The organism is Rhizobium sp. RHZ01 (assembly GCF_014851595.1).
Taxonomy (GTDB): Bacteria; Pseudomonadota; Alphaproteobacteria; order Rhizobiales; family Rhizobiaceae; genus Rhizobium; species Rhizobium altiplani.
In genome coordinates, this window is the sequence record NZ_JACUZZ010000039.1 from 15669 (window position 1) to 27831 (window position 12163).

10 protein-coding genes are annotated in these 12163 nt (G+C 62.8%); 6 read left to right on the forward strand and 4 right to left on the reverse strand.

The genetic code is table 11. From position 1 onward, the window contains the following. Positions 1-115: 115 nt before the first annotated feature. The 4 genes from IB248_RS28270 to IB248_RS28285 all read right to left on the reverse strand — a co-directional run bounded on the left by IB248_RS28270 (position 116) and on the right by IB248_RS28285 (position 5468). A complete protein-coding gene (locus IB248_RS28270) occupies positions 116-1423 on the reverse strand; it encodes an NtaA/DmoA family FMN-dependent monooxygenase (RefSeq protein WP_192241990.1) in 1308 nt (435 codons plus the stop codon). Then, positions 1420-2673, reverse strand: a complete 1254-nt coding sequence (locus tag IB248_RS28275) for an acyl-CoA dehydrogenase family protein (RefSeq protein ID WP_192241991.1) — start codon at positions 2671-2673, stop codon at positions 1420-1422. Before IB248_RS28275 ends, IB248_RS28270 begins: the two co-directional genes overlap by 4 nt. A gap of 92 nt (positions 2674-2765) precedes the next feature. Beyond that, a complete protein-coding gene (locus IB248_RS28280; RefSeq protein WP_192241992.1) occupies positions 2766-3851 on the reverse strand; it encodes a rhodanese-like domain-containing protein in 1086 nt (361 codons plus the stop codon). An 18-nt stretch (positions 3852-3869) separates the two neighbouring features. Next, a complete protein-coding gene (locus tag IB248_RS28285) occupies positions 3870-5468 on the reverse strand; it encodes an ABC transporter substrate-binding protein (protein ID WP_192241993.1) in 1599 nt (532 codons plus the stop codon). 351 nt (positions 5469-5819) lie between these two features. On the opposite strand from IB248_RS28285, the gene IB248_RS28290 reads away from it, so the two are divergent. Genes IB248_RS28290 through IB248_RS28315 form a run of 6 tightly spaced genes read left to right on the forward strand, consistent with a single transcriptional unit; the run spans position 5820 to position 12147 of the window. Then, positions 5820-6998: an acyl-CoA dehydrogenase family protein gene (locus IB248_RS28290; protein WP_192241994.1), complete on the forward strand. Its 1179-nt coding sequence runs from the start codon at positions 5820-5822 to the stop codon at positions 6996-6998. An 11-nt stretch (positions 6999-7009) separates the two neighbouring features. Then, complete coding sequence (locus tag IB248_RS28295) at positions 7010-8368, forward strand: LLM class flavin-dependent oxidoreductase (protein WP_192241995.1); 1359 nt, start codon at positions 7010-7012, stop codon at positions 8366-8368. 11 nt (positions 8369-8379) lie between these two features. Next, positions 8380-8721, forward strand: a complete 342-nt coding sequence (locus tag IB248_RS28300) for a DUF3088 domain-containing protein (protein ID WP_192241996.1) — start codon at positions 8380-8382, stop codon at positions 8719-8721. 13 nt (positions 8722-8734) lie between these two features. Next, positions 8735-9955 (forward strand): acyl-CoA dehydrogenase family protein, encoded by a 1221-nt coding sequence (locus IB248_RS28305; protein WP_192241997.1) that lies wholly within the window; start codon positions 8735-8737, stop codon positions 9953-9955. Next, entirely contained in the window at positions 9952-11277 is a 1326-nt protein-coding gene (locus IB248_RS28310) for an LLM class flavin-dependent oxidoreductase (protein WP_192241998.1), read from the forward strand. The genes IB248_RS28305 and IB248_RS28310 overlap by 4 nt, the downstream gene beginning before the upstream one ends. Positions 11278-11298: 21 nt before the next feature. Then, complete coding sequence (locus tag IB248_RS28315) at positions 11299-12147, forward strand: NADPH-dependent oxidoreductase (protein ID WP_192241999.1); 849 nt, start codon at positions 11299-11301, stop codon at positions 12145-12147. Positions 12148-12163: the final 16 nt, after the last annotated feature.

Below are 12163 nucleotides of genomic sequence, written 5' to 3' on the forward strand. Positions count from 1 at the left end.
CGCCGTCGCCTCGGGCTGCTGCTTGACTTCCTTACTCACGGGTGACGGCGTCCATGGCGCCTTCACCCACAATGCCACTGTTATGTCGTTTTGCCTTGCGGCCATCTCTTTCGTTTCACTGCGGATTGGGCAGACCGTAGCGGTCGCGTATCGTCTGCCCCTCGTATTGGCGGGGATACACGTTTCGATCCTGAAGGATCGGGATGATCTTGTCTACGAACTCAATGATGTCGTCCGGCGCCCGAGGCGGTTGCAGAGTGTAGCCATCGACCGTGCCGTCTTCCCAAAAGTCTATCATTTCGCCTGCTACCTCCTCCGGAGTGCCGAGCAAAAGCCGATGATGCCCCTCTGAACGACGTATGGCCTGCCGCGCAGTCAATTTCTCGTGGCGCAGCAGGTCGGATAGACCAAGCCCCATTCCCACCGCTTGCTGCCTGTTCGGGTCGGGGACGAAGCGTTCGTAGTCCAACACGGCATCCGGATCGAAACGGTCACGGTCCAAGCCATGCTCGCGCACAAAGCGTTCAAGCAGGCCATCTTCCGATCCGGTGCCGCTGTAAAGCTCATGCTTGCGAAGAGCCTCTTTTCGATTCGGCCCCAGGATGACAACAAGGCCCGGAACGATACGAATTCCGGATGGATCCCTGCCGAGCACAGCAGCTCGGCCGCGCACCTTGTCGCCGAAGGCTTTCCCTGCGGGTTTGGAAAGGATGTTGCAGTAGATGATCTCGCCGTGCCGCGCCGCAAGCTCGATGCCGCCGTCCGATGCGCCGGCCTGGGCAATCACGGGATGTCCCTGCGGTCCGCGCGGCACATTGAGCGGCCCGCGCACCTGAAAGAATTCGTCCTCGTGATTGATCGCGATTGCGCTGGCGCTATCCCAGAAGCGATCGGAGGCAACCTCACTCTCGCGGCGTGGGTCCCAGCTCGACCACAGCTTCTTCGCCACATCGAGAAATTCGGTCGCACGCGCATAGCGCTCGTTGCGTGGCGGAAGCGCCGCGCTGCCGAAATTGGCGGCGACGTTGGGATTGAACGACGAGACGATATTGACGATCAGGCGCCCGCCCGAAACGATATCGAGCGACTGGACGCGCCGTGCGAAGTTATAGGGCGAATTGTAGGTAGAGGAGACCGTGACGACAAAGCCGATATCAGGTACTTGAGCGGCTAGCGCCGTACACAGGATCAACGGATCGATCGTGTGGAAGGGGCGCCCGAGCGGTTCCGTCATCAACGCGGGATGGTCGGAAAAGAACACGGCGTCGAACAGCCCCTTGCGGGCGATTTCCGCCAAGCGCCGGTAATAGGCGGGATCGTTGATATCATGCCGACCACCGCTACGATATTTCCACGCATTCGCGAGATAGCCGGTGGAATTCAGCCCCACGTTTAGGTTCATGCGACGTTTTTCAATGCTCATGCGTCAGTCCGTTCTGCCTCTTCTTCTCTTGCAACGCCCACGCCCGCCTGCGGGCCCGGGATCGTACCGTTGATGGCGAAATCACCGACAATGCGATCGTGGTAGATACGTGGATTGTGGGACGCGATCGTGCGGGCGTTGCGCCAGTGGCGGTCGAGACCGTGGCCGCGCTTGACGGCGGATGCTCCCAACGCGTCAAACAGCACCGTGCTGGCGTCAAGGATCAGCGAGGTGACGACGGTCACGGACTGGCTGACCTCGAGTTCGGCATTGCGACCGGCCAGCGCGATCTGCTCCTGATCACCGCCCTGGTTGGCCTCATAGGCCCGCTGCAGGGCCCTTGCCGCCTGCAGTACGATCGCACCGGCACTGTAAGCGGCGCCCCTCACCTTCCCCACGACCTGCTGGACCTGGGAGTCCTGTGCCGATCGGGACGCATTGCCACGGCTATAGACCCTTTTTCTCGCCGCGACATGCCGCGCCAGATCGTTTGCCGCAGCGCGACCGATGCCGGCGAGCGAGGCGAGATGGACCAGTTGGAAGAACCCGCCGGAATAGCTGAATCGCACCGCGCTTGGCTTGATCAGATCGTCGGCGACCTCGACGTCGCGGAAACGGGCAGTGCCGCTCGCTGTCAGCGACTGGCCGAAGCCATCCCAGTCGTCGATGATTTCGACGCCCGGCGCCGATGTCGGCACCAGAGCGCCGATCGGCTGCCCGTCCCCGTCGATCGCACCGAGCGTGATCCAGTCCGCGTAAAGCGAGCCGGTGGTGTAGAATTTCTCGCCGTCGAGCCGCCAGTTGGCGCCATTGCGGACCAGTCGCGTCGAATAGCTGCCGAGCGGCGTGTCGCCGACTTCGGAGAACCCGCTTCCGATCGTCTCGCCCTGCCCAAGCCTCTTCAGCCAAGCATCGCGCCAGGCGCTTTCGGGTGCATTCAGCAGATCCTCGGTAAAGCCGAAGTGGCTCCGATAGGCATTGGTGAGGTTCGGATCGGCTGCAGCGAGCTCGATGATGAGGCCGAAGAGTTCCGGCAAGGTCGCGCCTAGGCCACCGTTCGCGACTGGTAGCCGCAATCGCGAAAAGCCGGAGGTTTTGAGCCACTCATAGGCATCGAATGGCAATTCGTGCGCGAGGTCACGGTCGACCGCACGCTCGCCAATCCGGGCGAACACCGACCTGAAGGTTTCTGCGAGCCGCTCGAAGCGTTCGCTGGGCGGCGCGCCCCAGGCCCCATTGATATCAGTCATGACGTTGTTTCCTATTCAAAGCCGCACTACCGCCGGCTGACGACGGCGGTATCCGAGGCTCGGTTCCCGTTCCTGCCAAGGCGAGCCTCGCCTCAAGCGGCTGCCCGCTTCTCCGCCTCGAAATCGTGAAGCAGGATCGCGATTTCGAAGCCGCGGCGGGCCAGCCAGTGGGCGACGATGCGGGCACGCGATCCCAGCAGATCGTCGATCAACACGACGCGGGCGCCGCGAACGGCGATTGTCCTATAGGCCACGCCGAGAAGCTGTCCGCCCTCGGACGAGATCGATCCGGGAAGGCTCGCGCGCGCGAATTCCTCCGGCGTGCGAACATCGAGCAGGTAGGTCGTGCGCGCCGGATCGGCGTTCCATCGCTCGGCAGTCTGTCGATCGATGAGCGTCAGGACGTCCTTTGCAGAAAGGCTATCACCGCGCTCAAGCGCAAATTGGCGCGCCTCTTCGCTTGGCTCACCGTAAGAGGCGGTGCGCCCGGTCTCCAGTTCGAAACCGGCATCCGTCCAGCCACGCGTGCCGTCGCCGAGATAGGAGACGGCGTTCGCAACGCCGGCATCGATCAGCGTCTGGGCTCCGAGAATGGCGCGTGGCAGGCCGGCGCAGGAAACGACGACCTTTGTTTTCGCCGAGGGGACGAGGTCCTGGAAACGCAGCAACAGTTCGGCCCCGGGAACGCCGACGGCGCCCGGCACATGAGCCTTCTCGTATTCGGCGAGCGTGCGCGTATCGAGGACGATGACGTCCTGACCCTGATCGCGCAGCGCTTTCAGTTCCACGGCGGACGTCACTGGCGTCTTCTTCTCCTCACGCACCCTGGTGACAAAGGGAACGCCGGGAATATCGAATGTCGGAAGCTCTTCGCCGCCTTCCACCCAGGCGGGAATGCCCCCTTCCAAGAAGTGGATATCCGTCCAGCCCGCTTGCCGCAAACGGCTGACCGCCGCTTCGGCATTGCCGTCGCCGCCATCGGCCAGAACCGTGCGAACACTACGGCGCGGCACGAAGCGGTCGAGTTCGACGTCCAGGCGCTCGGCCGGCAGGTTCGTCGCAAACAGCGGCGACGCATAGCCGACGTCTTCGGCCGGGCGGATATCAAGCACCGCCAATTCCAGCTCATCGCCCAGCCAATCGATCAATGTGGCCTTGTCTATCAGATATTTGGACATGTTTCCTGCTCCTCGACATCAAGCGTTCGGATCGAGCCACAGATCGCCGAAGCTCCAGTTGAGGCCCTGCGATCCGGTGACGTAGTTCTTGACCCGCTTGTTGGCGACGATCTGGGCGCCGGCGGCGACGAGGTCGACAGAGGCGACTTCGTCGTGGATGAGGTGCTGGAACTTGCTCCAGACCTCCCAGCGCTTCTTCTCGTCGGGCTCGATCGCGGCCGCCTCGAGCAGCGCATCCGCCTCTGCATTCGCGTAGTGGCTGGCATTCGAGAACGGCAGCCCGATCTTGAAGTTCTTGCTCCAGTAGGCGCGCTGGATGCCGAGCGACGGATCGAAAGTGTTGGAAAGCGACTCCACGACGAGGTCGAAGGCGCGGTCGGTGTAGACTGTCTTCAGGAAGGTCGGCAGGTCGTATTTCTTGATCTCGATTCCGACACCGATCTTTTCCAGCTGGCTTTTCAGCACATCGGCATAGCCTTGCGGCAGGTACGAGTTGTAGGTCAGCCGGAGATCGAAGCGCTTGCCATCCGCCTTGCGGGGATAGCCCGCCTCATCCAGCAGCTTTTCGGCTGCGGCCGTATCGTAGGGATGGGCCACGACGCTCTTGTCGTACCACTGAGGCAAGGCCGTGCTGACCGGGCTGGGCGACACCTGCGCATAACCATAGAGCGCGACGTCGACGATTTCCTGCAGGTTGATGGCCTGTGCGATGGCAAGCCGGACCTCGCGCTTGGCAAACAGCGGATTGTCGTAGTTGAAGAACAGCTGCTGCTGCGGGCCGGAATAGGCGTAGGTGGTCGTGTCGACGATGAGATTGGGGACCTGCTTCAGCCGGTCGAGATCGGCAAGCGGCACCGGATTGTCGCCGATGTCGGCTTCACCTGTCTCCAGGGCCGCGGACCGGGCGGCCGGATCGGTGACGATGCGCAGGATGATGCGGTCGAGATAGGGCTTGCCCGCATCCCAATAGTCGGGATTGCGTTCGAAGATCAGATGGCTGCCGGCCACCCATTCCGTCAGCTTGAAGGGGCCTGTGCCGATCGCGGTCTGCAGCGTCTGCCCGTCACCCGGCGCCAGTTTCTCGAAGATGTGCTTCGGCACGATCGGCGATTCCGAGCTCGACTGCGCAGCAAGCAAGAACGGGGCAGGCTTCGACAACACGATAATCGCGGTGAGCGGATCCGGCGTCTCGACCGCCACCACGTTCTGATAGGTGATGCGACCGCGCGGATGCGCTTCCTTCAGTCGGAAGATCGAGAAGGCGACGTCATCGGATGTGAAGTCCTTGCCGTCGTGCCACTTCACGCCCTTGCGAAGCTTGAATGTGTAGCGAAGATTGTCATCGGAGACCGCCCATTCCGTTGCCAGGAGCGGCTGCGGCCTGACATCGAGGTCGAAGGTGAGCAGGCCCTCAACGATCTTCGGGCCGATCGCCTGGCCGGTGCCCGACGACGTGTTGATGGCAAAGAGAGCATTGCCCGGATCCACCCGGTAGAGCCAGTTCAAGGTGCCGCCCGTCGCCGGTGCAGCGCCTTGTCCAAAGGAGATCGACGGGATGAGGGTGCTGGCGCTTGCAAGCAACATCAGCTGGTTGAAACTGCGACGGTTGATGGACACGCGAAGAGCTCCTCTCGGGTTTGGATTGTGGTCCGCTGAGGGGAAGCTTCAGTTCTGTGCCTCGAAAGCCGAAGTGAAAGTTTCTTCTCGTCCGGGAAAGAATAATTGCGTCTGAACGATTGTTCGAAGTCGGCGCACCACAGAGGAACAGCTACTCAATTTCCGCGATTTGACGGGATGATGTTTTCGTCGATGAGCACCCCGACGAAACGCAGGAATTGAGCGCGCCGGCGAAAGAATTTCTTTCCGTGAAATCAAACAGATATTTCTGGACTTGAACCGCCGGCCAGCCAACCGTTGACGGGAAATAGAGGGGTGAACGCCCCTTTCACCGTCATTCCCGGAGGCAAAATGCCGTTCGAAACAAATGCTGACGACACGTTGCTAGTAAAAGCGGCCGAGCTGCGTCAGGCGTTCCACCGTGATGCCGTCGAGAGAGACAAACAGGGCGGCAGCCCCGTCGAGCAGATCAGGCTTCTGAAGGCTAGCGGCCTGCCCTCCGCGCAGATCGCCAGGGAATATGGCGGCCAGGGCGCCTCATGGCTGACGATCCTGCGTATCGTCCGGGAGTTTGCCAAGACCGACGGTTCGCTCGCGCACCTGTTCGGCTACCATCATCTGCCGCTCAACCTCATCCTGTTTCGCGGCTCGGCGGCGCAGAAAGAGAAATGGCTGACCGGCTCGGCGGCCGGCGGCTGGATCTGGAGCAATTCCGGGAACGCCTTGTCGAAGACGTCGAGCGGCGAACGGACGGCAACGGGCTGGATCATCAACGGCAGTCGCCCATTCTCCTCGGGCACGCATATCGCCGATTACATCCAGATCTCCTGGGAAAATGCAAACGGCGCCCGGCTGACCGCCGCCGTTCCCGCCGACCGGGAAGGCATTGTCATCGTGAATGACTGGGACGGCATCGGCCAGAGGCAGACCGGCAGCGGCACGGTCCGCTTCGTGAATCTTGAGGTTCACGACGACGAATTGATCAGCTCGCCCGACGTGCCGCTGACGCCCTACTCCTCCCTCACATCGCTCCTCCAGCAGAGCGTGCTCCTCAATGTCTTCGTCGGCAGCGCGCAGGGTATACTGGAGGAAGGCCGCGGCTATACGGCGACGAGTTCGCGGCCATGGGTCTATTCCGGCGTCGAGCGGCACACCGACGACCCCTGGGTCAAGCGCCAATATGGCGACCTCTACATTCGAACGCTGGCGGCAACGGAGCTGGCCGACAAGGCGGCGCGCAGCCTCGATGCCGCCTACGCCGAAGGGCCTTCGCTGACCACCGCGGGCCGTGGCGCAGCCGCGATCGATGTCGCGACGGCCAACCTCTATGCCGGTGAAGTCGGACTTGCCGTCTCCAGCGAGATCTTCGAGGTGATGGGCGCCCGCTCCGCGACCATTGCCAACGGCTTCGACCGCTTCTGGCGCAACGTCAGAACGCACACGCTCCACAATCCCGCCGAGTACAAGAAGCGCACCGTCGGCACATGGCTGCTGACTGGTGAATTTCCCGTGCCGGCCATCTATCGCTGAAAGGGACCGCAATGGCGAGACGCAAGGACAAGATCAAACTCGGCGCATTTCTGCTCTTCACCGGGCATCACGTGGCCGCATGGCGTCATCCGAAAGCCTCCGTCGGCACCGAATTCGAGAACTACGTGGAACTGGCTAAGCTCGCCGAAGCGGCGAAGTTCGACACGATTTTCTTCGCAGACGGTGTCGCCGCGCGCATCAAGGATGTCGAGGCTGCGAGCCGCAAGGCTCACAGCGGTGTCTATCCCTTTGAGCCGATCACCCTGCTCTCCGCGCTGTCCTCCGTTACCCGCAATATCGGGCTGATCGCCACGGCGTCCACCAGCTACTCCGATCCCTACAATCTCGCGCGGCAATTCGGCTCGCTCGACCGGCTGAGCGGCGGCCGGGCCGGCTGGAACCTCGTGACTTCCTCCGACCCTGACGCCGCCTTCAATTTCGGCCACGAGGCTCAGATCCTCCATTCCGACCGCTATGAACGAGCCGAGGAATTTGCTGATGTGGTGCTCGGCCTCTGGGACAGCTGGGAAGACGATGCTTTCTTGCGGGATCGCGAAAGCGGCCGCTACTTCGACCCGGCGAAGCTGCATCGCCTCGATCACACTGGAAAGCATTTCAAGGTCCGCGGCCCGCTCAACATTCCGCGCTCGCCACAGGGGCGACCGGTTGTCGTCCAGGCGGGCGCCTCCGAACCTGGCAAGGAGCTTGCCGCCCGCACGGCGGAAGCCATCTTTGCCGCCCAGATCACGCTCGAGGAAGCGACCGGCTTCTACGCCGACGTCAAGGGACGGCTTGCCAAATACGGTCGCTCGCATGACGACCTGAAGATCCTGCCCGGCATTTTCCCGGTCGTCGGCCGCACACAATCGGAGGCCCAGGAAAAGTTCGAATCCCTTCAGGAACTGATTCAACCGGAGGTCGGGTTGAACCTGATTTCCCAGCTATCCGGCGTCGACCTCAGGGAATATCCGCTTGATGGACCGGTGCCCGAAAATCCGCCTGCGACGAATGCCGGCAAGAGCCGTCAGGCGCTGGTTCTGGACCTCGCCCGGCGTGAGAAGCTGACGATCCGGCAGCTCTACCTCCGCATCGCCGGCGCGCGCGGTCACTGGCAAGTGGTGGGAACGCCAACTGACATTGCCGATACGCTGGAAGAGCGCTTCGAAAATTATGGCGCCGACGGCTTCAACATCATGGCGCCGATCATGCCGGGTGGCCTTGCGGATTTCATCGAGCTTGTGGTGCCGGAACTGCGCCGCCGCGGTCTTTTCCGCCATGAATATGAGGGCACGACGTTGCGCGAAAACCTCGGCCTCAAGCGCCCCGAAAACAGCCATGCCGTCAATCGCGGCGCAGTCGCGGCCGAGTAAGGAGAACAGACATGAGCCGCGATACGCTTTTTCTCATCGCTCCCGGCTTCTCGGATCCGAAGCACCCCGGCCAGACCTTCGTCTGCCCCCATTGCAACGCGATCGAGGGCTTGCTTTCGAGCTTCCCCGAACTTGCCGCCCGCATTGAGGTGCGGAGAGTTCACTTCCCTCGCCCGCGCACGCAGGTCATCGAGGCGGTGGGCGAGGAAAACCAGTCCTTGCCGGTGCTGGTCCTCGCATCCAACCCGCCACCCGATGCTGCGGACTGGAAAGGCAAGCGCTTCGTCTCCAAGACCAGCCGCATTCTCGATCTGCTTTCAGAGCGGCATGGCTTTCCGCGACTTCACGACTGACGGAGATAAGACGATGACCGTAAAGCCCTCAGGCTTCGAACCAGCCCTGCTACCTCCCCTCCTCTTCGAGCCGGACCAGACCGATCCCTATCTCGCCAAGGCGGTCGAACTCAGGAATATCTTCGCTGTCGATGCCGTCGAGCGGGATCAACAGGGCGGGAGGCCGACGGAGCAGGTCCGGCTTCTCAAGGAGAGCGGCCTCGTCAATCTCCTCATTCCCACGGAATTCGGTGGCGAGGGACAACCCTATTCGACAGCTCTGCGCATCGTGCGCGAATTCGCCAAGGTCGACGGCTCGCTTGGCCACCTGTTCGGCTATCACTTCAGCCCGATTCAGAATGCCCTGACGGGGGCCAGCGACGAACGATCGGCCGCGATCCTGCGGCAATCAGCCGAGGGTCGGTGGTTTTGGGGCAATACAACGAACAGCTTCTCCAAAAGCCTCTTCGGCAAAAGGATAGAAGGTGGCGTCCTCTTGAACGGCTATCGGCCATTCGCCTCCGGCTCGCATGTCGCCGACTATTTGATGGTCGCATGGGAGGACGAGGAAACAAACGCCCGCAGCTTCGCCTATATTCCCGCCAATCGCGACGGCATAACGATAGCCGACGATTGGGATGGGATTGGCCAACGGCAGACCGGCAGCGGTCGCGTCCTCTACAAGGATGTGGCGGTGAAGGATGAAGAGATCCTGCCGGAACGCCCCAGGGATCCGGCTGCCCTTCTCATTCCGCAGCAACAGCAGAGCGTTCTCCTCAACGTCTTCATCGGCAGCGCGCAAGGCGCCCTGATCGCAGCGCGGGATTATACGATCACGAAGTCTCGGCCGTGGATCTACTCCGGTGTCGAACGCCATTCGGACGACCCGTGGATCAAGCGACAGTACGGTGAACTCTGGACCAAGGTGCAGGCCGCAACCGCGCTGGCCGACAGGGCTGCAGTCGCCATCGATGCAGCCTATGCCAAGGGCCCGGCGCTCACGGCAGAGGAGCGCGGCGCGACCGCGATCGCCGTGGCTTCCGCCAATGTCCTGGCCGGCAAGGTGGCGCTCGACGTCACCAGCGAAATATTCGAGGTGATGGGCGCCCGTTCGGCCGTGCGCCCCTACGGCTTCGATCGTTTCTGGCGCAACGTCCGCATCCATACGCTCCACAATCCGGCAGAGTACAAGACCCGCAATGTCGGCTCCTGGTTTTTGACTGGCGACTATCCCGAGCCGGGGATATTCCAATGAGCCGACGGCAGCTTCATCTCAACATCAATATCCTGCACTCGGGGTTCTCCCCGGCGGCCTGGCGCATGGAAGGCAGCGACCCGCGCGCCTCCTTCGACATCAACCACTACATCAAGGTCGCTGGCATCGCGGAACGAGGCACCTTCGATGCCGTCTTCCTGGCCGACCAGGCGGCCATATCGGACCGCATCGACTTCCGCCCACTGACTTCGCTGGAACCGACGATCGTGCTTGCGATTGTTGCGGCCAGCACGGAACGGATCGGGCTGATCGGCACGGCCTCCACCACTTACAACGAGCCCTACAATATCGCCCGGCGCTTCGCGACGCTCGACCATGCCAGCGGCGGGCGCGCGGGCTGGAACATCGTCACCAGCGCGGATCTGGCGCAAAGCCGGAATTTCGGCCTCGAAAAGCCCGTGGCCCATGCGAGCCGCTATGAGCGGGCCGGCGAATTTGCCTCCGTGGTCAAGGCGCTATGGGACAGCTGGGAGGAAGAGGCCTTCGTCGGCGACGTCGCGACGGGACGTTTCGTCGATCCCGGCCGCGTGCATCCGATCGCTCACAACGGCAAGCACTTCTCCGTGCATGGGCCGCACAATATCCCGCGCCCGCCACAGGGGCACCCGGTTCTCGTGCAGGCGGGCGGATCAGACGACGGGCGCGCGCTCGCCGCCGAACATGCCGAAGCCGTGTTCTCCGCCTCACAATCCTTCGAAGAGTCTCTGGATTACGCCAGGGATTTGCGTCGTCGCGCCGCTCGTTACGGTCGCCCGGAAAACAGCATCCTTGTGCTTGCGGGCCTCGCCACCATCATCGGCAGCACCGAAGCGGAAGCAAGGCGCAGACAGGAAGAGCTGCGCGACCTCATTCCGCTGGAGTACAGCCTTGCCCGGCTGGCCGGTGTCCTGCAGGTCGATCAGAAGAAGCTCGAACTCGACAAGCCATTGCCTGAGGACATACCGTTGCCGGCTGACGGCGGGCACACGTTCTTCCAGGCCACGTTGGCGCTGGCGCGGCGGCAGGGATTGACCGTTCGAGGCCTGATACGCGCGCTCAACGGCGGCACCGGGCATCGCACGATTGTCGGAACGCCTGCCGCGATCGCTGACGATATCGAGACATGGTTCACCGCCGGTGCGGCTGATGGTTTCAACCTCATGCCCGATGTGCTGCCGCATGGGCTTGAGGTCTTCGTCGATGAAGTGGTTCCGATCCTGCGTCGCCGCGGCTTGTTCAGGCACGAATACACCGGGCGCACATTGCGCGATCACCTTGGCCTCACGCGACCCCACAACCCCTACGCCACCGCGGCGGAATAGCGGCCCGGAAAGGACGCTCCCATGACACCATCCCTTGCGGCAAAACCAACCGGCACCGACCGGCTGGCGACGCTATCAGCCGAACGCTATCGCCAGGCGCAGCACCTCGGCAGCGACTGGAACGAAACGATCGATACGCTGCTCTCCCACCGCAGCGTGCGCAGCTATTTGCCGGATCCGGTTCCACACACCGCTGTCGAACTTGCCGTTGCCGCCGCGCAGTCGGCTGCCAGCTCCTCCAACCTGCAGGCATGGAGTGTCGTCGCCGTCGAGGACCCCGAGCGCCGTAACCGCCTGAACGCCGTTGCCGGCAATCAGCGCCAGATCGCCCAGGCACCCCTCCTGCTCGTCTGGCTCGCGGACCTTTCCCGGCCTCGGGCGATCGCAGCGGACGGCGGCTCGGCGGGCGACGGCCTCGACTATATCGAGAGCTTTCTGCTTGGCGTGATCGATGCGGCACTTGCGGCGCAGAATGCGGTCGTTGCCTTTGAATCGCTCGGGCTTGGGACGTGCTACATCGGTGCGATCCGCAACGATCCGGAAACGGTGGCCCGGGAACTCGCCTTGCCGGACGGCGTCTTCCCGGTCTTCGGCCTGACGGTCGGCTTTCCCGATCCGGCGCAGCCCGCCGGCGTAAAGCCACGCCTGCCGCAATCGACGGTCCTGCATCGTGAGCAATATGCGGATGACGCCCGGGCGCGGGATCTTGCCGGCTACAACAAGGCATTGAGAAGCTTTCAGGCGGAGCAGGCGATGCCGGCGATCGACTGGACGGATCAGGTCCGCAATCGTATTGGCACGGTCGAGGCGCTGAAGGGCCGGCACGTGCTAGCCGCGGCCGCGCGCAGGCTGGGCTTCCCACTCAAGTAGAGGCAAGGCGTCTGGG

Coding starts and splice junctions, on each gene's coding strand:
- IB248_RS28300 (WP_192241996.1), top strand. CDS start 8,380: ATGAGCCGCGATACGCTTTTTCTCATCGCTCCCGGCTTCTCGGATCCG.
- IB248_RS28315 (WP_192241999.1), top strand. CDS start 11,299: ATGACACCATCCCTTGCGGCAAAACCAACCGGCACCGACCGGCTGGCG.
- IB248_RS28305 (WP_192241997.1), top strand. CDS start 8,735: ATGACCGTAAAGCCCTCAGGCTTCGAACCAGCCCTGCTACCTCCCCTC.
- IB248_RS28275 (WP_192241991.1), bottom strand. CDS start 2,673: ATGACTGATATCAATGGGGCCTGGGGCGCGCCGCCCAGCGAACGCTTC.
- IB248_RS28270 (WP_192241990.1), bottom strand. CDS start 1,423: ATGAGCATTGAAAAACGTCGCATGAACCTAAACGTGGGGCTGAATTCC.
- IB248_RS28310 (WP_192241998.1), top strand. CDS start 9,952: ATGAGCCGACGGCAGCTTCATCTCAACATCAATATCCTGCACTCGGGG.
- IB248_RS28280 (WP_192241992.1), bottom strand. CDS start 3,851: ATGTCCAAATATCTGATAGACAAGGCCACATTGATCGATTGGCTGGGC.
- IB248_RS28290 (WP_192241994.1), top strand. CDS start 5,820: ATGCCGTTCGAAACAAATGCTGACGACACGTTGCTAGTAAAAGCGGCC.
- IB248_RS28295 (WP_192241995.1), top strand. CDS start 7,010: ATGGCGAGACGCAAGGACAAGATCAAACTCGGCGCATTTCTGCTCTTC.